The sequence below is a fragment of the Bacillus sp. NPDC094077 genome (assembly GCF_050279465.1).
Lineage (GTDB): Bacteria > Bacillota > Bacilli > Bacillales > Bacillaceae_G > Bacillus_A.
The window spans coordinates 152958-179742 of record NZ_JBNNUF010000004.1 but is presented as its reverse complement, the minus strand read 5'-3'; the positions used below and the strand labels follow the sequence as shown (position 1 = coordinate 179742).

Annotated in this window: 24 protein-coding genes and 1 pseudogene; 9 read left to right on the top strand and 16 right to left on the bottom strand. The window is 36.5% G+C overall.

Annotated features, from left to right (window positions below):
- Positions 1–78: 78 nt before the first annotated feature.
- The 5 genes from ACQKNR_RS12625 to ACQKNR_RS12605 all read right to left on the bottom strand — a co-directional run bounded on the left by ACQKNR_RS12625 (position 79) and on the right by ACQKNR_RS12605 (position 5139).
- Positions 79–783: a ComF family protein gene (locus ACQKNR_RS12625; protein ID WP_427318237.1), complete on the bottom strand. Its 705-nt coding sequence runs from the start codon at positions 781–783 to the stop codon at positions 79–81.
- Positions 783–2132: an ATP-dependent helicase ComFA gene (comFA, locus tag ACQKNR_RS12620; RefSeq protein WP_427318236.1), complete on the bottom strand. Its 1350-nt coding sequence runs from the start codon at positions 2130–2132 to the stop codon at positions 783–785. The genes ACQKNR_RS12625 and comFA overlap by 1 nt, the downstream gene beginning before the upstream one ends.
- Positions 2133–2260: 128 nt before the next feature.
- Positions 2261–3556 (bottom strand): NlpC/P60 family protein, encoded by a 1296-nt coding sequence (locus tag ACQKNR_RS12615; protein ID WP_427318235.1) that lies wholly within the window; start codon positions 3554–3556, stop codon positions 2261–2263.
- Positions 3557–3810: 254 nt separating this feature from the next.
- The gene (locus tag ACQKNR_RS12610; protein ID WP_000400855.1) at positions 3811–4125 is read right to left on the bottom strand and encodes a winged helix-turn-helix transcriptional regulator; all 315 of its coding nucleotides are present in this window, start codon (positions 4123–4125) and stop codon (positions 3811–3813) included.
- 171 nt (positions 4126–4296) lie between these two features.
- Positions 4297–5139, bottom strand: a complete 843-nt coding sequence (locus ACQKNR_RS12605; RefSeq protein WP_427318234.1) for a DegV family protein — start codon at positions 5137–5139, stop codon at positions 4297–4299.
- 238 nt (positions 5140–5377) lie between these two features.
- Between ACQKNR_RS12605 and ACQKNR_RS12600 the strand changes: the two genes are divergently transcribed.
- Positions 5378–6013: a YigZ family protein gene (locus ACQKNR_RS12600; RefSeq protein ID WP_427318233.1), complete on the top strand. Its 636-nt coding sequence runs from the start codon at positions 5378–5380 to the stop codon at positions 6011–6013.
- 73 nt (positions 6014–6086) lie between these two features.
- Positions 6087–7214, top strand: coding sequence for an LCP family protein (locus ACQKNR_RS12595; protein WP_427318232.1), 1128 nt, complete (start codon positions 6087–6089; stop codon positions 7212–7214).
- Positions 7215–7254: 40 nt separating this feature from the next.
- Here the strand turns inward: ACQKNR_RS12595 and wecB are convergent, their stop codons facing one another.
- The gene (wecB, locus tag ACQKNR_RS12590; RefSeq protein WP_193412800.1) at positions 7255–8370 is read right to left on the bottom strand and encodes a non-hydrolyzing UDP-N-acetylglucosamine 2-epimerase; all 1116 of its coding nucleotides are present in this window, start codon (positions 8368–8370) and stop codon (positions 7255–7257) included.
- Between the two features lie 74 nt (positions 8371–8444).
- Positions 8445–9814: pseudogene (locus ACQKNR_RS12585) on the bottom strand (UDP-glucose dehydrogenase family protein).
- 431 nt (positions 9815–10245) lie between these two features.
- Here ACQKNR_RS12585 and ACQKNR_RS12580 point away from each other — a divergent pair.
- The 3 genes from ACQKNR_RS12580 (at position 10246) to ACQKNR_RS12570 (ending at position 15048) form a co-directional block, all read left to right on the top strand.
- Entirely contained in the window at positions 10246–11322 is a 1077-nt protein-coding gene (locus ACQKNR_RS12580; protein WP_427318231.1) for a glycosyltransferase family 4 protein, read from the top strand.
- 208 nt (positions 11323–11530) lie between these two features.
- Positions 11531–12268: a polysaccharide deacetylase family protein gene (locus ACQKNR_RS12575; RefSeq protein ID WP_427318230.1), complete on the top strand. Its 738-nt coding sequence runs from the start codon at positions 11531–11533 to the stop codon at positions 12266–12268.
- 104 nt (positions 12269–12372) lie between these two features.
- Entirely contained in the window at positions 12373–15048 is a 2676-nt protein-coding gene (locus tag ACQKNR_RS12570; RefSeq protein ID WP_427318229.1) for a PRD domain-containing protein, read from the top strand.
- Positions 15049–15176: 128 nt separating this feature from the next.
- On the opposite strand, the gene exsM is transcribed toward ACQKNR_RS12570, so the two are convergent.
- Positions 15177–15590, bottom strand: a complete 414-nt coding sequence (exsM, locus tag ACQKNR_RS12565; protein ID WP_427318227.1) for an exosporium regulatory protein ExsM — start codon at positions 15588–15590, stop codon at positions 15177–15179.
- 189 nt (positions 15591–15779) lie between these two features.
- Here exsM and ACQKNR_RS12560 point away from each other — a divergent pair, with 189 nt between their 5' ends.
- The gene (locus ACQKNR_RS12560) at positions 15780–16961 is read left to right on the top strand and encodes a chromate transporter (RefSeq protein WP_427318225.1); all 1182 of its coding nucleotides are present in this window, start codon (positions 15780–15782) and stop codon (positions 16959–16961) included.
- Between the two features lie 38 nt (positions 16962–16999).
- Here the strand turns inward: ACQKNR_RS12560 and chbG are convergent, their stop codons facing one another.
- From chbG to ACQKNR_RS12520, 8 genes are all read right to left on the bottom strand, one after another.
- A complete protein-coding gene (chbG, locus tag ACQKNR_RS12555; protein ID WP_427318223.1) occupies positions 17000–17704 on the bottom strand; it encodes a chitin disaccharide deacetylase in 705 nt (234 codons plus the stop codon).
- A 53-nt stretch (positions 17705–17757) separates the two neighbouring features.
- Positions 17758–19083 carry a 6-phospho-beta-glucosidase gene (celF, locus tag ACQKNR_RS12550; protein ID WP_427318221.1) on the bottom strand — a complete coding sequence of 442 codons (1326 nt, stop codon included), beginning with the start codon at positions 19081–19083 and terminating at the stop codon, positions 17758–17760.
- A 3-nt stretch (positions 19084–19086) separates the two neighbouring features.
- Positions 19087–19410 carry a PTS lactose/cellobiose transporter subunit IIA gene (locus ACQKNR_RS12545; protein WP_193412791.1) on the bottom strand — a complete coding sequence of 108 codons (324 nt, stop codon included), beginning with the start codon at positions 19408–19410 and terminating at the stop codon, positions 19087–19089.
- A gap of 183 nt (positions 19411–19593) precedes the next feature.
- Positions 19594–20901, bottom strand: a complete 1308-nt coding sequence (gene celB / locus ACQKNR_RS12540) for a PTS cellobiose transporter subunit IIC (protein ID WP_427318219.1) — start codon at positions 20899–20901, stop codon at positions 19594–19596.
- Between the two features lie 16 nt (positions 20902–20917).
- Positions 20918–21220, bottom strand: a complete 303-nt coding sequence (locus ACQKNR_RS12535) for a PTS sugar transporter subunit IIB (RefSeq protein ID WP_001023567.1) — start codon at positions 21218–21220, stop codon at positions 20918–20920.
- Positions 21221–21547: 327 nt separating this feature from the next.
- The gene (locus ACQKNR_RS12530) at positions 21548–21856 is read right to left on the bottom strand and encodes a PTS lactose/cellobiose transporter subunit IIA (protein WP_427318217.1); all 309 of its coding nucleotides are present in this window, start codon (positions 21854–21856) and stop codon (positions 21548–21550) included.
- Positions 21857–21865: 9 nt separating this feature from the next.
- A complete protein-coding gene (celB, locus tag ACQKNR_RS12525) occupies positions 21866–23167 on the bottom strand; it encodes a PTS cellobiose transporter subunit IIC (RefSeq protein ID WP_427318215.1) in 1302 nt (433 codons plus the stop codon).
- Positions 23168–23181: 14 nt separating this feature from the next.
- Positions 23182–23484, bottom strand: coding sequence for a PTS sugar transporter subunit IIB (locus tag ACQKNR_RS12520; protein WP_016079717.1), 303 nt, complete (start codon positions 23482–23484; stop codon positions 23182–23184).
- A gap of 223 nt (positions 23485–23707) precedes the next feature.
- Here ACQKNR_RS12520 and ACQKNR_RS12515 point away from each other — a divergent pair, with 223 nt between their 5' ends.
- From ACQKNR_RS12515 to ACQKNR_RS12505, 3 genes are all read left to right on the top strand, one after another.
- Positions 23708–24925 (top strand): dicarboxylate/amino acid:cation symporter, encoded by a 1218-nt coding sequence (locus ACQKNR_RS12515; RefSeq protein WP_427318213.1) that lies wholly within the window; start codon positions 23708–23710, stop codon positions 24923–24925.
- Between the two features lie 191 nt (positions 24926–25116).
- Complete coding sequence (locus ACQKNR_RS12510) at positions 25117–26274, top strand: acyltransferase (protein ID WP_427318211.1); 1158 nt, start codon at positions 25117–25119, stop codon at positions 26272–26274.
- 41 nt (positions 26275–26315) lie between these two features.
- Positions 26316–26696 carry a VOC family protein gene (locus tag ACQKNR_RS12505; protein ID WP_427318209.1) on the top strand — a complete coding sequence of 127 codons (381 nt, stop codon included), beginning with the start codon at positions 26316–26318 and terminating at the stop codon, positions 26694–26696.
- Positions 26697–26785: the final 89 nt, after the last annotated feature.

Here is a 26785-nt window from a genome sequence, read left to right as displayed (position 1 = left end):
TCTGACTATAACGAATGACAACATATGAAGTCAAAGAAGACTTATCGTCTTTTTATTATCCCTTTCGACATTCACATATCACCCTCTACAAAGTGTCAAACTAGAAACTTCTCTTGCTCCTCTATCGTATAAAAGACTTCCAATTTGCCTAACTGTAATTCCCGTCGTATATACATCATCAACGAGTAAAATATGCTGTCCATGAAACATCTCTTCTCCCCGAAAATAAAACGGATTACTTCCTAAAACTCTTTCTTTGCGCGTCTTCTTACTTTGCTTTTCCGTTTCTATTCTGCTTAATGATGTATTAGACACACTAACAGGTAAACAAGCTGCCAATAACTCCGCTTGATTAAAACCACGTTCGTATTCTCGTTCTCTACTAAGTGGAACAGCAACAACGGTTGAAACATGCGTAAAATATTTTTGAAAAAGACTGCGCAAGGGGCGATGAAACATACGAACTAACTCAGCATCGCCACGAAACTTAAACTGCGCTAGTATTCCTTTCATCTCATCATCGTACATGTATAACGAGCGATTTTTAAAAGATCGATAGCTCGCCTCATTCATCCACCTTACACAATCCATGCAAATGTCATCTTCTTTATATTCGGCAGGCAAAGAGGCTAATGGCCGACCACACTCTCTACAAATCTCTCCTATAATATAGGAAAGATTTTTCTCACATCTATCACATATATACTCTTTGTGAACCTTGACAAAAAAATTGTACCAACTAATCGCACACAAAATTTCCTCATCACAAAGTAAGCAATGCATTAATCTATCAATCCTTGTTCTTTAGCATTTTTGTTCATACTTTGAATATGTTTTTTCGCCCGTACCATCGCCGCTGTCTTACCATAATGAAAATAAATGACCTCTCCATACGGTTCTTCCAAACTCCGACCAGCTCGACCTGCAATTTGTACAAGCGCACTTTCTGAAAATATTTCTTCTTCCGCTCCTAAAACTGCGACTTGTAAATTTTTCACCGTTACGCCTCGCTCCAAAATCGTCGTTGTAACTAGCAAAGGGATTTCTCCCTTCCTGAAAGCAGCCACTTTCTCCTTTCTCATCGGATCTTCTGCATGTACACCGTCAACTCTATCATCTAACGATTTCAATAACAGGATCATTTCTTCTACATATCGCACATGGGGAACAAATAAAAAAATAGGATATTTTTTATTTAAGTATATTTTTAACCATTGTAGTAAAACTCGAGGAATTCTTTTATGAATGAGACTTTTTTTCCAATTTCCGCACCAGTAAAACAGAGGAACTGGCAGAGGATACCGGTGATATCGTCCAGAAACAATGACACCTTTTTCTTTACCCTTTCTGAGATTATGTTTCCACTTTTCATCCGGAGTTGCAGTTAAATAAATACGTGCCGCTCTCTCTTTCATCGCTTGTTTTACCGCGTACTGTAACATTTGATCGGCACAATATGGAAAAGCATCTATCTCATCTACAATCATGACATGAAACGCCCTATAATAACGCAATAGCTGATGGGTAGTTGCAACGACTAACGCTGCATCTTTTTCCTTATCTACACTTCCTCCGTATAAAGCAGCTATATTTGTATACGGAAACACTTCTTGCAATCTTGGTGCTAACTCCAGTACAACATCCGTCCTCGGTGTTGCAATACAAACTCTTTCTCCTTTTTGAAGTGCCTCTTTAATACCGTAAAATAACATTTCTGTTTTTCCGGCCCCGCACACAGCCCAAATGAAAAACGATTCTTTCTGCTTAACAGCTTCCATAACCCCTTGCGCAGCCAACTCCTGACCGGTAGACAAACCCCCCTTCCACTGTAACGGGTTTAAATCCTTTTCTCCTTTCCTTTCAGCGATCCCGCGAACGAGTACAGCACATTCACTGACTCTCCCCATCGTTATGCACTTACGGCAATATGTGCATACTTTGCTACACCTTTTACATAAAAATGATGCAAATAGTCGCTGCTCTATATTTCCACAGCGCTGACACACATATTTAGAAGCTTTCTTTTTGACACCTTGTACACAAACAATCTCTCCCTTCTTTTTCAGATCATTTAATTTCCCCTGTGCATCTGAAGAAAGTTCTTCTAATAATAACTGTTTCCCAGCTAACATCAGCAACCACCTCCAGCACTACTATAAACCTTACTCATAATCTCGTAAAAACTCAAAAAAGCCGATAACCTACTTATAAAATAGTAAGCTATCGACTTTATACACGTTTTTTATTAAATTAAAAAATCTTATAATCTACCGTAACCTGCAAAATGTTGTTGGTTATAAGGGCTACTTAAGCTAGAAATCGCAATTCCTTTATCGCCAGCATGAACCATTGTACCATCACCAACGACGATACCGATGTGAGAAATCCCTTGTTTATAGGTATTTTTGAAGAATACTAAATCTCCTGGTTGTGGGTTATCCACTTTTTGTGCTGAACTATAGAAACCTTCAGCTGTTTGTCTACCTACACCATATACATAGGAAATGAATCCACTGCAATCAAATCCACTTGGAGATGCTCCACCCCATACATAAGGTACGCCTAAATATTGCTTCGCTTTACCAACTACACCAGGAGCTGGTGTAGAATCATTTTTTGGTTGCTCTTTTTTAGGCTCTTCTTTCTTAGGTTGCTCTTTTTTAGGCTCTTCTTTTTGAGCTTGTCCAGCATTGTTTGCTGGTTGAGCTGGTGCAGTTACTTGAACCGGAGCTGCCGCTGGCGTTTCTTGTTTAGCTACTTCTTGTGTAGCCTTTGCTTGTGCTTCTTGCTCAGCTTTCGCTTTTGCTTGTGCCTCTTCTTCAGCAATACGTTGTAATTGTAACGCTTGTTTCTCAAGGTCTTTCAATTGACTTTCCGTACTTGTCATCGTAGTTACAACTGTATCCATTTTACCGCTTAAATCATTTACCGCTGTTGCTTTTTTCTCTTTTTCAGCGTCAAGTTCTTTCTTAGCAGTTTCAATTTGAGCTTGTGCTTCTTTTAATTCTTTTTGTTTTTCTTTTACTGTCTCAACATCTTTTTTCACGTTCGCTTGATCTTCTTGTTGTGTTTTCATGATATCTTCATCAGACTCAAGAATTTTAGAAACAGAAGTTAAACGATCAACTAAATCTGCAATATTTTTAGAGTTTACAAGAACTTCTGTTACAACGTTCGTGTTCGGTTGTTCTTGAAGTGCAACTAAACGTTTTCTTAGTAACTCTTCACGCTTTGCAATTTTTGTTTGTAGTTCTGCAATGTCTTTATTTTTCGTTTCGATTAATTTCTCAGTATCAGCAACTTTTTTCGTTGTTTCATCAAGTTTTGTAGCATTCTCTTGAACAGACTTATCTAAACCTTGAATTGTTTTATTTAAGTCATTCATTTGTTTTTGTAATTCATCACGTTCTTGTTGTTGTTTATGTAAAGTGTCATTTTGTGCGTTAATTTGTGATTTTACATCAGAAATATTTTCTTCTGCAAATGCATTTGGTGTTAGACTTGAAAACATTAACCCTGCAACTAATGCGCAAGACGCCATTTTTAGCTTTTTCATTTTATTTTTTTACACCGCTTTCTTTTTTCTTTTTCCGTATATAACCTATAAAATTTATACCATAATTCGGGATTTTTTTTGCTAATGTTACGCTTTTGTAAAACAAATGTAATATTATATGCGCCTCTAGTGCAAAATACGTATAATTTTGTATGTATGTGTAGAAATTTAAAAGCCCTACCGTTTTTATAAACAAAGAAAAAACGTAAGGTGTCCCTTACGTTTTGTTACATATACCATTACAAATAAAAACGCTATTTCATCCATTTCTCAGCCCAATTTTGGACTTCATCCATAACACTTTCTAACGCTTTCCCTTTTTCAGTTAAGCCATACTCGATTCGAACTGGTACTTCTGGATAAACATTACGAACTACAATACCTTCGCCTTCTAATTCCTTCAAACGCTCTGACAACATACGATCGCTCATATTCGGTATAATATCTGCGATTTCTCTAAAACGTTTCGACTCTTCCAACAAAGATTTAATAATTAAGCCAGTCCATTTTTTACTAAGCAAAGTAAAAGCTGACTCAAACTTTGGACATAAACAAGAATTATGCTCCATATGTTTCACCTCTCTTCTATTATAATATAGTTTCTTGTAAAAAGTAAGTTATAAAACTTTCCTCATTATTTTATTTTACGTATATTTTATCATTTCCAAATATTAACTTGTCAACTAAACGTACAATATCCGTAAAAAAACCCTCTTCAAAAAGAGAGCTCTTATATCTTATTACTTCGTATACCATCCAAGACCTAGTGCACCTTCACCTAAATGCGTACCAATTACAGCACCAAAATAACCTGTGCGAATTGTGACATGAGGATATTTTGCTTCTAATTCTTTCTTCCATTCATTTGCTTCCTCTTCACGTTGCGCATGAATAATAACTGCTTCCATAGGTGCACCTTTACTTGCTTGTTCATCAAAAATTTCAACAATACGTTTTAACGCTTTTTTACGTGTACGAATCTTTTCAAATGGAATAATGACTTTATCCCTAAAATATAAAACCGGCTTCACTTGTAGCAAGCTACCGATGAAAGCTTGCGCACTATTTAATCTTCCACCACGTTGTAAATGGTGTAAATCATCCACTACAAAATAAGCATCAACTGTTTGCTTCATTTCATCAAAACGAGCGATAATTTCTTTTGGCGCCTTGCCTTCACTTGCTAGTTTTGCACCTTCACGCACATAAAATCCTTGTACTTCACAACTAATTTCAGAGTCGTACGTATATACTTCAATACCTTCTACCATCTGTCCAGCTGTCGTTGCTGTTTGGTATGTACCACTGATTCCACTAGAAAGATGAATACTAATAACTGCATCATAATCCTTAGATAATTCCTCATATAGCTCCACAAACTTTCCGATTGCTGGCTGAGACGTTTTCGGAAGTTCTTCTTGCTCACGTACTTTCACATAAAAATCATCTGCTGAAATTTCAGCTTCTTCTTGGTAAGATTCCGTTCCAAACACAACGTTTAATGGAATCATATATATATTGAGTTCTTCACGAATATGCTTCGGTATATACGCTGTACTATCAGTAACAATAGCTGTTTTCATTATCGTACCTGCCTTATAAAAAAGTTTTTATTCCCTAATTTTACACGAAAACTAGAAATGGTGCATCCTACATGAAAATGCCGGTGAAAAATTATACTCACCATCTCGACAAATTACAACAAAAAGATGAAATACTCATCAAAAGTTTCAACATATTTATAAAAAATGTTTGAATATAAAAACGTCCGCTTTTAAAATGTAAAGTACTAGCCATTTTGATAGATAGGGGCGTATATCAGTGCTATTACAATATTTAACAATCAAAGACTATGGCGAACACGAAATTGTCATTCAAAAATCAAGATTTATTTGTTATGTAGGCAGAGCTACAACTGAAGAAGAAGCTCAAGAATTTATACAAAAAATTAAAAAGAAACATTGGAATGCAACACATAATTGTTCCGCATATTTAATCGGTGAACAAGATCACATTCAAAAGGCAAATGATGATGGTGAACCTAGCGGCACAGCTGGCTTACCCATGTTAGAAGTGCTAAAAAAACGCGGTCTAAAAGATACTGTCGTTGTCGTGACACGCTATTTTGGTGGCATAAAACTTGGTGCGGGTGGATTAATTCGTGCATATGGAAAATGTACAAGCGAAGGTATTAATTACGTCGGTGTTGTTGAACGAAAACTAATGCGAGTTATGCAGAACGAAATTGATTACACATTGCTCGGCAAAGTCGAAAACGAATTACGAAATTCAAAATATGCCATTAAAGATATACATTATTTAGAAAATGTCACATTTGATACGTATGTAGAAGAAGATGGAAAGCAAGCATTCACAGATTGGATGATTGAACTAACAAATGGGAAATGTACAATTACAGAGGGAGATATGTTGTACTTAGAACAAGATGTTATCTAAGAATAACTAAATCATCACCTTTAAAGATTAATGTAGTGAATTACTTCTCTACAATGAACTAAGGAGATTATATATGGAAGAACGTTATTATCATCTCCAAAATCGCAGAATAAAAAAGAAACGAAGAAGGAAACTTTTCTACTTCTTTATTTTCGCATTTTTATTTGGCAGTGTAGGACTTTATATATTAAATTCCTACACTTCTCTCATGGGGATGTACAGTGGTTTTACTCGTGAAAAATCGGATTTAAGAGCCGAAGATATAGAAATTACAAAGGAACCTTTTACAATCCTCATTATGGGTATAGAGGATTATGCAACAGACGGGCAAAATGGTCGTACAGACTCATTAATGTTTGCGACAGTCAATCCGAAAACGCAAAAGATTTCACTTATGAGTATTCCTCGTGACAGCCGCGTTCCAATTGTTGGAAAGGACAAAGAAGACAAAATTAACGCTGCGCATGCTTACGGTGGAGAAAAAATGGCAATCAAAACTGTCGAAGGTTTTCTAAAAGTTCCTGTAGACCATTATATTAAAATTGATTTCCAGGGCTTTAAAGGTATCGTTGATGCTGTTGGCGGTGTTACCGTTGATGTCCCCTTCGATTTCTGGGAGCGTTCTGACGTGGATTACTACAAAAAAATCCAATTTAAGCAAGGACAACAAAGCTTAAACGGTGAAGAAGCACTCGCTTACGTCCGTATGCGAAAGCAGGATCCAAACGGCGATTATGGTCGAGCTGCTAGACAAAGACAATTACTAGCCGCTGTTGCTCAAAAACTAAATTCCGCCTCTACTGTATTTAAAATTAAAGATTTAACGGCTGTCGTTGGAAAATATATAAAAACCGACATTCCTATTTCAGACGGACTTGCTCTTTACAATAAACTCTCTGGATTTGATCCTTCTACAATGCAAACGTTAAAGCTTGAAGGAGAAGACCGAAAAATAGGCGGTATTTATTACTTCCTTCCGGATCCAATCAGTGTAGAGACGGTACGTAACGAAATTGAAAAAGAACTAGGGGAAAAAACAAAAACTCCAACAAATCCAGCTACAAAAACCGAACCAAATCCTGATTCAAATTCTAACTCTAACGAAAAAGCAAAGAAAGAAACGAGCCAGAACAAAACACCTACTGAGCCGCCTCCTTCTACAAATGCTCATGCAGAGTGGATTATGAGAAATCAGCAATAACAAAAAGAGCCAAATCATATGCGATTTGGCTCTTTTTTATTTATTTATTAAAGTGTTGTAAAATTGCTTCTACAATTCGCTCTGATGCATGACCATCACCGTAAGGATTAGATGCTTTCGCCATCTTATCATGAGCTTCTTTATTTGATAACAACTCATCAGCAAGACCAAAGATTGTCTCTTCGTCTGTTCCTGCTAATTTCAATGTACCTGCTTCAATGCCTTCTGGACGCTCCGTTGTATCACGAAGAACAAGAACTGGTACGCCAAGTGATGGCGCTTCTTCTTGTACACCGCCAGAATCAGTTAACATTAAGTATGAACGAGCTGCAACATTATGGAAATCAATTACATCTAGTGGCTCAATTAAATGAATACGATTATGTTCGCCTAAAATATCATTTGCTGTTTCACGAACAACAGGGTTCATATGAACAGGGTACACAACTTGAACATCTTCATGTTTATCAACAAGGCGCTTAATTGCACGGAACATATTACGCATCGGCTCACCTAAGTTTTCACGGCGATGCGCTGTCATTAGTACAAGACGATCATTTCCAAGTTTCTCTAGTACAGGATGACTATATGTTTCTTTTACAGTCGTTTTCAATGCGTCAATCGCTGTATTTCCTGTGATGAAAATGCGTGACTCATCTTTATTTTCTTTCTGTAAGTTCGTTGCTGATTTTGCTGTAGGTGAGAAATGAAGATCTGCCATTACACCTGTTAATTGACGATTCATCTCTTCTGGATATGGAGAATACTTATCCCATGTACGAAGTCCAGCTTCAACATGACCTACTGGAATTTGATTATAAAAAGCAGCTAAGCTAGCAATAAATGTTGTTGTTGTATCACCATGTACAAGTACAATGTCAGGCTTCGCTTCTTTCATTACTTTGTCCAAGCCTTCTAAACCACGCGTTGTAATATCAATTAAAGTTTGACGGTCTTTCATAATATTCAAATCGAAATCTGGCGTAATTCCAAAAATACTTAATACTTGATCTAACATTTGACGATGTTGCGCTGTTACAGTCACAATCGACTCGATTTTTTCAGGATGCTTTTGCAACTCTAATACAAGAGGTGCCATTTTAATTGCTTCTGGACGTGTCCCGAAAATTGTCATTACTTTTAAACGTTCAGTCATTTTATTGCCCCTTTTCTTTCACTAGTTACAATCTTTATTATGATATATAAGAATAAACAAGGAACATACTTTTTTTAAAGAATAGTAGAAATATGTTTATTACAAACATTCTTTCGTCCTACTGAGTAGTAATCTATCCCTAGCTTCTTAGCATCCTCATTAGTATAACAATTTCTCCCATCAAATAGAATAGGTTCCCCCATAAGTTGTACATACTTTTCTAACGGATACGTTCGAATAGATTCCCATTCCGTTACGATAAAAACTGCACTCGCCCCCCTAATCGATTCATCTATACATTCAGCATATTGTATTGCCTTCCCAAATATTTTTTGCACATGCTGAATGGCTTTTGGATCGTATACAACTACATCTGCCCCCATATTCATTAATTCCTGTATTATAATAAGAGACGGCGCCTCTCTAATATCGTCCGTATTTGGTTTGAATGCTGCTCCAAGAACTGCAACCCGCTTCTTATTCATATTTATTACTTTTTTCGCTTTTTCAATCAATAACAATTGTTGCTTATTATTCACTTCAATGACCGCTTTTAACAAACGAAAATCATGAGAAACATTTCCTGCAATTTGTACGAGTGCTTTCGTATCTTTCGGAAAGCATGATCCCCCGTATCCAATGCCTGCCTCTAAGAAATAAGCACCGATTCTCTTATCCATCCCCATCCCTTTTGCTACATCTAATACATTTGCGCCTACCTTTTCACATATATTTGAAATCTCATTAATAAAGCTAATTTTTGTAGCCAAGAATGCATTAGACGCATATTTAATCATCTCTGCACTTTTAATATCTGTAATATAGGTTTGTAAGCATAATGCACTGTACAAACTCCCTACTTTTCGTGCAACCTTCTCATCATCCGCTCCAATTACAATACGATCACCATGGAAGAAATCATAAATACCGGAACCTTCTCGTAAAAACTCTGGATTCGATACGATATGTAATGTATGCCTCCCTTGTAACTTCTCTTCAATCCATCCCTTCATAACATCATTTGTACCTACAGGAACCGTACTTTTCGTAACAACAATAATATCATTATTCACGTATGTCCCAATGTCATCACAAGCGCGCTGAATATACGTTAAATCAGCTGTCCCATCTGCTAATGATGGTGTTCCAACCGCAATAAATATAAACTCGGCATTGTTAAATGCCTTTGATTTACTTGTTGTAAAAGTTAAATGTGTATGCTCATATGCATCATGTATTAATTCATGTAAGCCACATTCATAAACGGGCAAATTTCCTTGTTTGATCCGTTCAATTTTTTCATGATTTATATCAAAACATGTGACTGAATGTCCCAATCTCGCCAAACCTACTCCAGTAATTAATCCAACATACCCAGTACCGATTATCGTAATTTTCATTTCTTTTTGCACAGGAACATACAATAGAAAATATACGAATACATAGAATTCCCCTGTGCTTCCCCCTCTCACAAAAATGAGAAACCCCTTTGCCTTCTTTATTATATGAATTACCTTTTCCATTCTTTTTTAAGTTTTTGTAAAGTTAAATGAAATAATATAAATTCCCACATTTTAACACGGAACATACTCATTTCTACGTGCAACACTTATAATACTGAAATAAAAGTACTTACTACAGGAGAAAACAAAAATGCCTTATTATAAATAACAAAACAATCAACCTTCTTAAATGGCCAAACATTCCGTATACAATTGTCATATATTCTACACACTTCCATTTACAGTGGAAAGAAAAAAAGATTGAATTCTAATCTTTTTGTGATACCATATGTTATGAGCCTGTAAACAAACATCATAATTTTCAGATAAATACACAAAAAATTATGTTAGACTATAAAAAGGTGGGGTATTAATGGACTCACAAGTGATTTATGCCATTTTGGCATCTTTCATCACTGTACTCGTCGTTACTCCTTTAGTTATCAAATTAGCTTTTAAAATAGGAGCAACAGATAAGCCAAACGCACGTAAAGTACATCAAAAGATTATGCCTCGTCTGGGCGGGTTAGCAATATTTATCGGTGTAGCTGTAGGATTTGTTGTTGGCGGGTTATATGAACAAAGAATGTTAACGATAACATTAGGTGCGATTATCATTGTAATCATCGGGATTTTAGATGATATGTACGAGTTATCTGCAAAAGTAAAATTCGGTGGACAACTATTAGTTGCCATTCTTATTGTTAAAAGTGGATTATTAGTGCAAGTATTATATATTCCAATTATCGGGGATACTGAACTTGGATGGCTTGCTTATCCAATTACAGTATTTTGGATTGTAGGTATCACAAATGCCATCAACTTGATAGATGGTTTAGATGGATTATCTGCTGGAATTTCCTCTATCGTACTTGCGACACTGGCATATATGGCCTTCACTAGCCCATGGGGCACTGGAGCAGCTATTATCTTACCACTCGCATTAATTACATTAGCAAGTACAATCGGATTTTTATTTTACAACTTCCATCCAGCAAAAATTTTCATGGGAGATACGGGAGCACTATTTTTGGGATACTGTATTTCTGTTATATCGTTACTTGGATTATACAAAAGCGTAACGCTATTCAGCTTTATCGTTCCAATTATCATTTTAGGTGTACCTGTATTTGATACGTTGTTTGCAATTATCCGCCGTATCGTAAATAAAAAGCCTATTTCAGCACCAGATAAATCGCATTTACATCACCGCTTGCTTGCAATGGGATTCTCTCATCGTACAACGGTACTAATTATATACGCATTTGGTATTTTCTTTAGTGTAAATGCTATTATCTTCAGTAATAGTAGAACACTCTGGTTATCAGTTATTCTTCTTTTCGCTTTAATCATCTTTACAGAAATCATTGCTGAAATAATTGGACTTGTACACGAACGTTATAAACCAATTATTTCCTTCTATAAAAAAGTGAAAAGACGAGAAGACTAATTGTAGTATAGCCTTTACAATTATGAAATATTCAAATAGCATCCTCTTTTTTCGAAGAGGATGCTATTTTTTATTTTTTCACTCCTTATTTTACATTTCCAAAATATAGATTGTTTGAGAGTTCCTCTATTGGAGAAAGATATACATAATAAGACAAGTATCAATTTTTCTTTTTTACATCTTGATTGTCAAACTGAGGGTGAATGTTATGATCAAGCGAGTATTTCAATGTATCATTTTATTTTTCACAATTACTATGTACGCGTCATCTAATCCAGAAGCAACTACAGTTAATCCTGCTGAACATCATCCAAATACTGAAACGACCTCTTCTACACAAAAGATTGCGTACTTAACATTTGATGACGGACCAAACAAATATACTACGCAAATTTTAAACATTTTAAAAGAAAAGAACGGAAAAGCAACTTTCTTTGTTATCGGCGGAAAAGTGCCGCATTATCAAAAAACAATGCAACGATTAATTAAAGAAGGACATTATATCGGGCTTCATAGTATGTCACATGATGTGAAACGCCTTTACACTGGTGATCCTTCAACTTTAATTGCAGAAATGGAACAAACGCAAAACATTGTTCAGCAAATTACGAAATTAAATACACATCTCGTTCGCGTCCCATATGGTAGTATGCCTTACTTAAAAAAGAATTACCGCGACGCACTCGTATCGGCCCAATATAAAATGTGGGATTGGACTATTGATACATATGATTGGAAAAGCTTTGAGAATCCTTCTGCTATACTAGAAAGAGTTCGTAATCAAAGCAATGAACAAGTCGAGGTTATTTTAATGCATGATTCAAGTGTCACCGTACAAATGCTTCCAAAAGTAATTGATTATTTGCAGTCACAAGGATACAAACTTCTTCCTTATAATCCATCTTCCCATCTCGAAGTGAATTTTTGGAAAGACACAAGATTGTAACAGCTTTAGTGCCTATGTGCTAAAGCTGTTTTATTTTTCTCTTCCCACACTTCCCATTTTTGTGTAAAATTTTAAATAGTGATGAAGTTTCGAGGTGAATAGAAATGAAACGAATAGATCTCATTTTTAACGCAATACAAGAAGGAAATTATACAGAAGGTGTAACCGCATCAGAACTTGCAACCCTTCTACAACTAGATCGTGCCAATGTAAGTAGCGACTTAAACAAACTTGTAAAAGATAAACGTTTATTAAAAACAAATACGCGACCTGTTCGTTTTTACATAGAAACGAACCCTTCGTTGGAAACGCATTCAAAAGACGTTACTTCATTAGATACATTTGCAGTTGAAAATACAAGCCTTAAAATCGCAATTGAAAAAGCGAAAGCTTCTATCCTCTATCCTCCAAACGGTATGCATACTTTACTACTAGGAGAAACAGGGGTCGGAAAGTCTATGTTTGCTTCCTTAATGCACGAATATGCAATTGAAGTTGAACAACTTCCAAAAAACGCACCATTTATCGTATTTAACTGTGCTGATTATGCGAACAATCCACAGCTACTACTTGGACAGTTATTTGGGATTAAAAAAGGAGCTTACACAGGCGCAAGTGATCAAAAAGGGCTAATTGAAAAAGCAAATGAAGGAATCCTTTTCTTAGATGAGGTACATCGTCTTCCTCCAGAAGGGCAAGAAATGCTTTTCACCTTTATTGACCGCGGAGTATACCGCCGCCTTGGAGAAACAGAGAACGAACGTAAAGCACAAGTATTAATCATTACTGCAACAACAGAAGAACCAAATTCATTTTTATTAAAAACATTTACAAGACGTATACCTATGACTGTCACGCTTCCACCACTTCGTGAGCGTACACATAAAGAACGCTTTGCTTTACTACAACTATTTTTCACAAATGAAGCAATTCGTCTCCGAAAAGAAATTCACGTTAGCCCGAATGCAATGCGTGCTTTCGTCTTCTACAATTGTCCCAATAACATCGGTCAATTAAAAACGGATGTACAAATTGCCTGTGCGAAAGCTTATTCTGATTTTGTGACAAAAAAACGTGATTCTGTCTATGTTTCAAGTACAGATTTACCTTGGTATATGAAAGAAGGACTGTTTATTGAAAGAAAGAGCCGCCACCTGTACCAAATACCAAATGAAACATTTGTATTTACAGGCGACGAAGGTTGGAGTCAGCATAAAACAGAAGATGAAAAACGTTCTTCTATTTACGACTATATTGATTATAAATATGAAGAACTGCAAGCACGCGGTATTGAAGAAGAAGAATTAGAACTACTAATAGAAAATGATATCCAAAGCTTTTTCGTACAATATTTTAACCAAATGTCACAAAAGACAAGTCATGAAAATGTATTTAAAATTGTGGATCGTAATATCGTTTCCGTATGTGAAAAAATTGCGGAACTCGCTGAAAAACATTTATCTAAGACGTTTGATGAAAAAGTATTTCTCGCTTTAAGTCTACATGTACAGACAACTCTACAACGTGTGCAAGGTGGAAAACAAATTCATCACCCACAGTTAAATCAAATTCGTACGAAATATAAAGAAGCTTTTTCTGTAGCTATGCAATGTATTCAGCTATTAGAGGAAGAATTACAAATAACAATGCCTATTGATGAAGCAGGTTTTTTAACAATGTTCTTCGTCGTCGATCCAATTCCTGCCTCACAAACAGAAGTAAAAGTATTAATATTAGCGCACGGTAATGGCATCGCAACAGAAATGGCAAACGTGGCGAATGAACTTCTCGGTATTGATGAAGTAACTGGTATTGATATGCCGTTACACGAATCACCGAAAGACTTTTTAGAACGTGTGAAAGTGTATATGAAAACGCTCCAAAATGTACATGGACTTCTCTTGCTTGTTGATATGGGATCGCTCGCTTATATCGGTGACATATTAGAGACGGAGTTCAAAATTCCTGTACGTGTTCTCTCGATGACGAGCACACCACATGCACTAGAAGCAGCTCGAAAGGCACAGCTCGGTTATTCATTAGACGCACTATATGAAACAGTAAAGAACTTAACACCGTTTTACTTAAACGTACAAGAAGAAAAGAAAAAGCCACTCTCTCCAATGAAATCTGTTATTTTAACAGCTTGTTTAACTGGCGAAGGAAGTGCTTTAGCTATTCAAAAAATGTTAGAGAATTATTTACGTTTTGACAAAGACTTAATTGAGATTATTCCGATTAGTATCGTCCATGAAAAAGATTTAACGAAAATGATTGAGAATATTAAAAAAGAGCGTAATATCATTTGTATCGTCACGAATTTTGATGTGCAAGTACCATGCTTAACATATCATTTCCAAGATATTGTGAACTACACAGCAATTCAGCCAATTCAAGAATTACTTACGTATGAAGAAACATATGCGAAGATGGCTGATATTCTCGAACAACAAATGCAGCGTAATGATGGAGCATTACTCATCAAAACAATTCGTTACGCATTAAATACAATCCAAGAATTAATTTCTTTACAGCTAACCCCTGATAGCTTAATGGGTGTTATTTTGCATATGAGCTGTATGGTTGACCGTCTTCAAAAAGGAGAAAGCCTTCTCCCTCATCCTGAGAAAGAAAAAAGAAGACAAGATGAGTACTGGATGTATATGAAAGTAAAAAAAGCATTGCAACCGATTGAAAATACATTTGAAATACAAATACCCGATGATGAAGTATTTTATGTCATGGACTTCTTTATTAAAAATCAGCCTGTTAAAAATTAAACTAGGCGATATTGTATCTCGTGCGTAATACGTGCAATTATATTATCGATTTACTGACAATAATCGCAAAAAAATAGCACCTTATATAAGGAGAAAAGGCTGTTCCAAAATATGGACAGCCTTTTCCTCTACTTCTTTACTTTTCTAATTCGCCCTCTTATTTCTCCCTTTTTATGTGATTTCGTATGAACATTTACATATACATTTGCTTGAATAATTTCTTGGAGAAGGTGAACAAATGATTTCCCTTGTAACGGCCCTTCGAAATCCTCCACATTCACTACACCAGTAATGCTTCCCTCGTTCAAACTAATTCCTTGTTTTAGTGGACCGTATAAATAGAGAACAACAGGACCAATTTGATTGGACTCCCCTAAATGAATTTGACATGACGTGACCTTTTCTATATTTTTTAGTATTACTCTGTAATGCAATTTCGTTAAATCATCACTAAAAATAAACTCTGCTACCCCAAAAGCTTCTGTATTTACAGGAGGCACTTCCCTCTTCCCCGTTAACCTAGCAAAAAAGTGTGTTGTCATAAGGCATTCTCCTTATATAAATTTCCCAGCACTTCTTCTACTACTTTATGGTTTACACATAATCATTTATGACTTTTTCAACTTTTAATTACGAAGAAAAGATTCACAAAATCTTTACATCGAAATCGTTCCTTTTGATTTACAGTCTCTTGTATAATGCACATAGAAAAAACATTATAGGGGGTTCCTTTGAAAAATAACAAATATACTTTTCGCACATTATTAGAAATTTTTCTCGTCTCATTTAAATTAGGACTTACTTCATTTGGTGGTCCTGTCGCCCATCTCGGCTATTTCCACCACGAATACGTACAGAAAAGAAAATGGATGGATGAAAAAAGTTACGGTGACTTAGTAGCACTATGCCAATTCCTTCCGGGTCCTGCTAGCAGTCAAGTCGGTATGGGGGTTGGATTATTACGCGGTGGACTATTAGGAGCAATCATCTCCTGGATTGGATTCACCCTCCCGTCTGTTCTCGTTTTAGTCTTTTTCGCTTCATTTCTTAATCAATTCGAACTTGGAAGTTCAGGCTGGATTCACGGACTAAAACTCGTCGCAGTCGCAATTGTCGCTCATGCCATTTGGGGAATGGCGCAAAAGTTAACACCAGATCGAAACCGTGCAACAATCGCTATTGTAACTGCTGCGATTGTCTTGTTATGGCCAAGTAGCTGGACACAAATCATTCTCATTGTACTTTCAGGGCTTGTCGGTTGGATTTTATATAAAGTCCCTCAGAGCGCTCAATCATATAAGATACAAATTTCTATTTCTAAAACGATGGCTAGTTCTTGCCTCATTTTATTTTTCGGACTATTACTATTGCTACCAATACTGCGACCGCTCTCTCCTTATATCGCATTATTTGATAGTTTTTACCGCTCTGGTTCTCTCGTATTTGGCGGTGGACACGTCGTACTCCCTCTTCTTGAGGGCGAGTTCGTACAAAATGGAATGATGACAAAAGAACAATTTCTAGCTGGATATGGATTAACACAAGCAGTGCCAGGTCCCCTCTTTACATTCGCCTCTTATATAGGCGCATTGTTAAACGGAACTCTTGGGGCTGTAATCGCAACAATCGCTATCTTCCTTCCTGCCTTTCTTCTCGTTATCGGCGTTTTACCATTTTGGGACAGTCTAAGAAAGGTACCCGCTATACAAGGCGCACTGCTCGGTGTTAACGCAGCTGTTGTCGGTATTTTAATTGCCGCTTTTTACGATCCAATTTGGACGAGTACAATTATGAATGCTTCAGATTTCGTTTTTGCTTCTCTTCTATTTTGCTTACTCGCTTTTTGGAAAACATCACCTTGGGTTATCGTTATACTTGGGGCTGTTGGTGGATATGTTATATCTATTTTATAAATATAAAAAACGACGGCCACTTAGCCGTCGTTTTCCTTTTAAAACTTCACAAGCTCCATTCCTTCTGGCAACTTACTCTCCTTTAAAATACGCAGTTCTTTCACACGATCCATTACGTAAGAAGAGCGTTTCACAAGTTCTGGATCAATATACGCTGGATGTACCATAATTTCTAACGATTGCCCATCTTTCACACAATCTCCTAACTTCGTAAAGTAATCTTCTGTCACACCATCTGCATAAAAATCACTGTAAAACACGTCTGAAAACGGGCGCACCGCTCTCTCTTCCTCACAACGGCGAATTGGAACATTATATTTACCCGCTAATCTCTCAAGAACATCGTGTAAAATTGGTAATCCATGCACGTGATGATGACTATCTAAATGAGTTGGTATTAATCCGTAAGATAAGAACTTCTCAATTTGAGCCGTCCATTCTCTCTCAACTTCTTCTGGATGTATATTTCCTTCCCTTACAACACTTTGTTTATGAAACGCTCCATCTTTTCCTACAAGTGATGGTACATTCTTTAATAGTGGTTCTCCTGCCGTTAATACGAGATGCACTCCTACTCCTAACGTTTTATACTCTTTTGCTAACCGTACCGCATGCTCTGTTCCTGGCATGTTCATCATCATCGTCGTTGAATTTACAAGTCCGTTTCTATGCCCATCAATAATGCCGTAATTTGTTCCTTCTGTAAGACCGAAATCATCTGCATTTACAATTAATTGAATCACTTGCATCCCTCCTACTAATATAAGAAAAAAAGCGGGCTAAATAGCGCCGCTTCTTATTTCCCTACCTTTTTAAAGAATTGTGGAAGATGTTCTTTATGTGCTTCCAACATTTCATCTAAAATTTGTTTTGCAACTTTATCCGATGGTACAAGTGGATTAATTGTCATAGCAAGCAGCGCTTTATGATAATCACCTGTAATAGCAGCTTCAATTGTTGTGCGCTCAAATGATTTAATTTGTTGTACTAAACCGCGAACTGGTACTGGAAGATCTCCAACTGAAATTGGTTTTGGACCTTCTTTCGTAATAATACAGTTCACCTCAACAGCAGAATCATGTGGTAAGCTTGCAATTGCACCGTTGTTTCGTGTATTAACAGGCTGAATATCACCTTTATTATTATAAATAGACGTAATTAAGCTACATGCTGCATCACTATAATAAGCTCCGCCACGTTTTTCTAATTGTGGTGGTTTAATATCTAAATTCGGGTCTTTATATAACTCGAATAAATCATCTTCTAATTGTTTTACTACTTCTGCACGTGTACCTTTTTCAATTGAAGCTTCTTTCTCTTCTTCTAACATTTCACGTGTTTTGTAGTAGTAACGATGGTATGGACATGGAATTGCACGAAGGCCGCGAATAAAGTCTGGCTCCCAGTTAAGCGCTGCGATATTTTCCATCGTAATTTGCTTTTCCGGATCTGTTACAAGCTCTAACACACGATCCATTACACTTACGCCATCTAAATATACATCTAGTCCGTATACCATGTGATTTAAACCTGCGAAATCAACGTGTACACGACTTGCATCTACTTCAAGTAATCTTGCAAGACCCATACGAATTCCGATTGGAACGTTACATAGACCAACTACTCTTTGAATATTCGTATAACGAAGGACAGCTTCTGTTACCATACCAGCTGGGTTTGCAAAGTTAATTAACCATGCATTCGGACAAAGCTCCTCCATATCTTTACAAATATCTAAAATAACCGGAATCGTTCTCAATGCCTTGAATAAACCACCAGGACCATTCGTTTCCTGACCAATTACATCATATTTTAATGGAATCGCTTCATCTTTTGCACGTGCTTCTAATAAACCAACGCGAAGTTGCGTTGTTACGAAGTCAGCATCTTTTAATGCTTCACGACGATCAAGTGTTAAATGCACCTCAATTGGTAAACCTGATTTCTTTACCATACGTTTCGCTAAGTTACCAACGATTTCTAACTTTTCTTTTCCTGCCTCAATATCTACTAACCAAATTTCACGAACAGGAAGCTCATCATAACGTTTAATAAATCCTTCAATTAATTCTGGTGTATAACTAGATCCACCGCCGATTGTAGCAATTTTAATTCCAGTCATGCTTTATTCCCCTTTCGCTTCAAGTTTTTTATAAAGATCGATAAATTCTGCTGCTAACTCTTTCACTGTAATCGCATTCATTAAATGATCTTGCGCGTGAATTAAAAGAACACTAATCTCTGTTTTTTCTCCTCTTGCTTCTGATTGTATGAGCTCTGTTTGGAAATGATGCGCTTCATTAATCGCTTCTTTCGCCTTTACCATCGCCTCATCTGCTTCCGCCATTTTCCCCTGTCTGGCAAATTGAAGTGCCTCCATTGCAAAGCTTCGTGCATTACCACTATTTAAAATTAATTGGAATGGAATTTGTTCTGCTGTAGTCATCATAATTACCGCCCTCTCTATTATGGTTCAACCGATTGAAATACCCCTTCAGTTTGAACATTTCTATTAAATTATTATTTTATGAATGATAGTTTGGTGTTCTTATAGATGGGTCTCATCTTTTTGAACATGATATAAAGGTGATTGTTCTCACAGACAATATTGTCTGTGAGAACAATCTTTATGTTACATAGGTACAGAGTTGTTATTTCCTTGCGCTGCTGCTTTTTCAGTACGAACTACTGAACGGTCACATAACACAACGAATGGATAATAGATTACCATCGCAATCACAAAGTTGAATAACTGTAGAATTGCGCCTGAAAGATGCCCACCTGTTACAAGATAGCCACTAATAATTGGTGGTGTTGCCCATGGAATCATCACAACTGTTTTTGGTACCCAGCCAATAGATATAGCTGTATAAGAAGTAATTACTAATACAATTGGTGTTATGATAAACGGTAAGAATAAAATTGGATTTAAAATAATTGGTGTACCAAAGATTACTGGTTCGTTAATGTTGAATGCACCAGGACCAATTGATAAACGAGATACACCGCGTAATTGTGCACTTTTTGCTACAAGTAATACAACTACTAAGAACGCTAATGTTGCACCAGAACCACCAAGATATACGAAAGTATCAAAGAATGGTTTTGTAACAATGTTTGGAACATCAAATGCAGATGTACCACCTTGGAATAACTTCATGTTTTTCTCTAATGCCGGTAAGTATAATGGCTCAATAATACCACCAACGATATTTGGACCATGTAAGCCGAAGAACCAAAGAAGATGAACAAGGAGTACAATGACAATTGCACTTGGTAATGTCCCTGCTAAACTTTGCAGTGGTGATTGAATCGTATTAAAGATAAATTCATGAACACTTGTACCAGCTAATTTCACTGCTAATTGAATACCTGCAACTACTGTTAAGATAACAAATGCTGGAACTATAGCTGCGAAAGATCTTAAAACTGCTGGTGGTACTCCATCAGGCATTTTTAAAGTAATGTTTCTTTGTACAAAGAAACGGAATACTTCAGTAACAAGGATTGCCACGATAATTGCTACGAATAACCCTTGTGCACCTGTCCAAGCTAAGTTCAATCCGCCTTCTTTCGGTGTTGTTGGCGTAAGAATAATTAACGCACCAAATGAAATAATACCTGCTGACAAACCATCAACGCCGTAAGATTTTGCTAAGTTATAACTTGTTGTAAATGCTATGATTAGTGCTAGAATTGCGAAAGAACCAGTCCACATTCCACCGCCAACTTGTTTCCACGTTTCACCAAACAAACCTTTCATGAAATCTTGGAAAGCTTCAGATGGAAAGCCATTAATTAGTGATGCAAGTGCACCAACTAAAATAAGCGGCATAACTGCAATAAATCCATCACGGATTGCAGCTAAGTGACGTTGCGATCCGATTTTACCAGCGACAGGAACAATATATTTCTCCATAAATGCAATAAACTTTTGCATTTTGCTTCCCCCCTAATTATTTTTTAAGTGTTAACGCGTGATCTAAAACTGCTTCTCCATTCATCATGCCGTAGTGCATTGGATTGATAACATCGATTCCAACATTCTTCTCATCAGCAAGCGTTTTCATTGAAGAAAGCATGTAACGAACTTGTGGTCCTAGTAATAATACATCCGCTTGATCGATATTCGTTTTTACTGCATCCCCAGATACAGCCCAAATCTTTCCTTCTAGGCCGCGAGCTTTTGCAGCCGCTTCCATTTTTGTAACTAGTAAACTTGTAGACATCCCTGCTGAGCAACATAATAAAATATTCATTTGAAAATCCCCCTTGTGTAGTATTAAAAATTTATGTTTATTTATTTTTCTTTACGCTATTTATTAATGCAATTAGCGTGCCAACTTTTTAAAACCACTAAAATCAGCACTTTTTCGAGTATTTTCTTTGTGTGTTAACGCTTTCAATTAGTGTGTCACCAAAAAACACACAGTGTGTTATAAAACAACACGCTTTTAACACATAACTGTATGAAAATAGATTAGTGTTTAGTTGTCTAGTTATGTTTAAAACAAACAACACTGAAAAATAATTTATTATTTTAACCCTCTATTTAATAAAATAAAAAAACCTTGCATACGCAAGGTTCATTCAGTCACTGACATCTTCCTATATAATTCTACAAATTCACTCGCTAATTCCTTCACCGTAATTGCATTCATTAAATGATCTTGCGCATGTACCATTAGAAGAGTAACTTCTGTCTTTTCGCCAGCTGCTTCTTTCTGTATGAGCTCCGTTTGTATACGGTGCGCCTCTTGCAATTCATGTAGAGCTTCTTGTAGCTTTGCCTCAGCTCCATCAAAGTCTCCACGCTTCGCGCAATCAATTGCTTCCATTGAACAACTTCTTGCATTACCTCCATGCAAAATTAAGTGAAACACTTTTGTCTCCATTTTAACTTGCTACTCCCCCTTTTCTTCCGCCAATTTTTGTTTATCCCATATTTTTAAGAACGGTAAGTAAATAAAGAATGCTAATGCAAAGTTAACGATTTGCAACACAACTCCCGAGAATTTACCACCCGATCCTAAATATCCACTAAATAGAATTGGTGTAGTCCATGTTACAGCAGCACCACTTGGTCGAGCCACCCATCCCCATTCCATTGCAAAATAAGAAACAATCGTTAATACAACTGGAACCAATATAAATGGAATAAGTAAAAGCGGGTTCATGACAATTGGCATACCGAAAGTCACCATTTCATTAATATTAAAAATACCAGGTGCAATTGACAATCGCCCTAAACTTTTTAATTGCTGACTTCGTGCAAATAATAACATTCCTACAACTAAAGCAAGTGTTGCACCAGAACCGCCCATATAAATCCATAAATCAAAAAACTGTGCGGTAATTGTATTCGGTACGTCTTGCCCAGCCTGAAAAGCAATTCGATTTTGATCCATTAACGATAACCAAATCGGACTCATAACCCCCCCTACAATTGTAGCTCCATGAATTCCGCACGCCCAAAGGACATGAACAAGAATAACCGCTATGACTGCACCCCAAAGACTAGCACCAAGTACACTAAGTGGTTCTTGCAACAGCTTCCCTACAACATTATGAATACTTCCGAAAGTTGTGTGTTCAAAAATTAATCTAATGATCCAAACAACTGTCACAACAATAAATCCTGGAATAAGGGCTGCAAATGAACGCGTTACTGCTGGGGGAACTGTCTCAGGCATCTTTATAATCATCTTTTTCTGCACAATATATCGGTATATTTCAGTAGATATAATTGCAATAATCATCGCTACAAATAACCCTTGGCTTCCCATTAATGCCGCTGGGATTACTCCATCTACCAGTATACTTTCTTTCGTACCCGGCACGATATATGCAACTTGAAATGGAGTTGCGAGTAAAAACGTTACAAGTGATAATGCACCGGATGCTAAAGCGTCCACTTTATAATACTCGCCAAGTCTGTAAGCGATTCCAAAAACAGCTATTAAAGCCATTATATTAAAAGTTGCACTAACTGGGTACCCTAAAGCTTTCTGCCAATTATCTCCAAACAAACCTGCCATAAATTCATTATACCCTGGGATTGGTAATGTACTAATAATAAGAAAAACTGATCCGATAATTAAGAAAGGCATCGTCAAGACAAGTCCATCACGAATTGCTAGCAAATGCCTCTGCTCTGCAACCTTTCCTGCTACTGGCATCACATATTTCTCTAAAAACCGCATCATCTATCCCACTCTCCTCATGGTTTCATTGACAAAGCTGCTTGCAAGATAGCTTCCCCATTACATAGCCCATAATGGACGGATTGAATGACATCAACAGGTATCCCTTTCTCCTTACATAATTCTTTCATTTTCGGTAATAAATAACGTACTTGCGGTCCAAGTAAAAGTACATCTGCTTTATCAATGTGGCTATTCACTTCAGAACCCGATACTGCCCAAATCTTTACCTCTATCCCTCTTGCCTCTGCTGCTTTCTCCATTTTTGTAACAATCAAACTGGAAGACATTCCCGCTGCACAGCAAAGTAAAATATTCATCCCGCTTCCCTCCCCTTTTTCTAAACCTAAATTATGGTGCACCCCTTGCCACCACTAGGTTACAAATATATATGTCTAGATTTCTAACTGTATGCCGAGCTTAAAAATAAAAATTTCTCGGTTTTCGCGCTATTCTATCTATCAGTATTCTCCTAGCAAATAAGACTCTAACTCGCTATAATGATTCAGTATGATTTTTTATAATCGATAGGAGGGTATATTTATGAAAGCGTATCGCTTTCCACTTATTTTATTATCTTCTATCCTAATTGGTGGTTTCATTGGTTATTTCATGGGTGCCGATGCAGTTGCTTTAAAGCCGCTTGGTGACATTTTTCTAAACTTAATGTTTACGATTGTTGTTCCTCTTGTGTTCTTTAGCATCGCGTCTTCTATTGCTAATATGGATGGATTAAAACGTTTCGGTAAAATTATGTCTAGTATGGCTGGGACTTTCTTATTTACAAGTATTTTAGCTGCTATTTTTATGATTATTGTCGTGAAAGTATTCCCGCCAGCACAAGGCGTTGTACTAGAACTAACACAACCTGACAAAGCTGAAAAAGCTGTTAGCGTTGCGGATCAAATCGTTGGTATTCTAACAGTATCAGACTTCTCGAAGTTACTATCTCGTGAAAATATGTTAGCTCTTATTTTCTTCTCTATCTTAATGGGGATTGCAACTTCAGCAGTTGGTGAGAAAGGAAAACCATTTGCTACATTCCTACAAGCTGGTGCAGAAATTTCAATGAAAGTCGTATCTTTCATTATGTACTACGCTCCAATTGGACTTGCTGCTTACTTCGCAGCGTTAGTTGGTGAATTCGGACCACAGCTTCTTGGAACTTACTTCCGAGCTGCAATGGTATACTATCCAGCGTCTCTTATTTACTTCTTTGTATTCTTCACATTCTATGCGTACCTTGCAGGTCGCAAACAAGGTGTTCAAGTATTTTGGAAGAACATGGTCTCCCCTACAGTTACATCTCTTGCAACTTGTAGTAGTGCCGCAAGTATTCCAGCGAACTTAGAAGCAACGAAGAAAATGGGTATTTCTTCTGACGTTCGTGAAACAGTTGTCCTTCTTGGTTCTACACTTCATAAAGACGGATCTGTTTTAGGCGGGGTATTAAAAATTGCTTTCTTATTCGGTATTTTCAACATGGAATTTGAAGGACCAAAAACATTAGCTATTGCACTTGTTGTTTCTCTATTAGTAGGAACAGTAATGGGTGCTATTCCAGGCGGCGGTATGATTGGTGAAATGTTAATCGTTTCTCTATACGGCTTCCCGCCAGAAGCACTGCCAATTATCGCAGCAATTAGTACAATCATTGACCCTCCTGCAACGATGTTAAACGTAACAGGAGATAACGCTTGTGCCGTAATGACAGCTCGTCTTGTAGAAGGTAAGAACTGGATCAAGAACAAGTTTGCTTAATAGATAAAAAAAGGATGCTCGTTTTGAGCATCCTTTTTTTATCGTTATGAATTGGTAAATTGATATATTGAAAAAATCGTTGTTATTATTTATTTCCTATCGCCACAAATTTGTTAAAATCTTCACAAATATTCCACACCTCTCATCCATTCTCCGTACTATAATCATGTATGGAAAAGGAGATGGAAACAATGACACAAAGCGCACCAGAATTTAAAGTTTTGCAAAGCATTGCATTTCTTGCTGTCGTTTTGCAAAGTTCCTTATTATATACAATGAATCAAGGAAATGTCTTACTTGAACAATCCCTCATTATGGGGATGTTATTTAATCTCGCAAAATTTTCAGCACCTGCATTCATATTTATCGTTGGATTTCATTTAATTCGTCACTATACAAAGCAATTAGTATACAAAGAATATATTTCTGAAAAAGCCACACACTTACTCATTCCTTATTTCTTTTGGTCTATTCTTTACTTATTAACAACAAACGACATGATTACATTACAAGGTGGAATAAAAAGTTTACTACTCGGAACAGCCGCACCTCATCTTTGGTATGTTATTATGATGTTCCAAATTCATTTATTGTTCCCTTTACTATGTACACTATTTTATTGGTTTCAAAAACGAACAGAAAATAAAAAAGACATATATAAATATATGTCCATGTTTGCGTGTCTATATTTCCTTTTAATGTGGTTCTCTTCTCACTATATTTTTAATGGAGAAAAATTAACGAGTTCGACCATTTTACATTATACAGATCGATCATTTCTATTCTACTCATTCTATTTCGTTATGGGAGGAATAGCTGCTGTGGCATTAAAAACTTGGCGTCTATTCGTTATGAAACATATCCCGCTTATCACAATATTATTTTTCATCTTATTTTTATTCATCAATTATGAGTTATTTAGCTTTTACGGAGCAAACTCTATTCATTTAACCGTTTCTACCTATTTAAAACCGTCTATGTTTTTATATATTGTATGCGAAATTATCATACTGTACGTGTTATCTATTACAATTGTACAGCGACGCGGTTTCTTATATAAAGCTTTACGATTTATCGGGAATTACACGTATGGCGCTTATTTAGCACATTTTTTCTTCTTGCAACTGTGTACAAAACTTCTTTCCTTATTCACATTGCAAGAAAATACTATACTATATAGCCTATTACTATTTGTATTAACAGCAGCCATCTCTATTTCAACAATGGTCATTTGTAGCACAATGCCATTTCATACGTGGATTACAGGTTCTTCTCCTACACCAAGTTTGAAATGGGCGAAGATTGCACTTCGAAAAAATCATGAAAAACTATTCAAACCATATATTTGATATAATCATACACATATAAAAAAAGAAAGCAGGAGACATCTATGATTAATCAAGTTGGACAAATTATGCTATATGTAAATAACCAGGACGAAACAGTACAATTTTGGACAGAAAAAGTAGGGTTCCAAATCATTGCTGAAGAAAATAACGGAAAAGGATTCCGTTGGATTGAAATCGCTCCAACAAAAGAAGCAGGAACAAGCATCGTCCTTCACGATAAAGCGTTAATCGCGAAGATGCAACCTGAATTAAACTTACATACACCATCACTTATGTTCTTCTCTAACAACTTAGATCAACTTTATAAAGATCTTTCTGAGAAAAATGTTACAGTTGGACAAGTTGTAGATTTACCTACTGGTAGAGCATTCAACTTTGCAGATAATGAAAATAATTACTTTGCTGTAATGGAACGCAAATAAGGTTCAACTAATCGGGCTTTTACGGGCAGCCCGACTCCCACCTAACTTCTTTGCTTCAGCCTAATTCAAGGCGGAAGTCTTACTGCCCG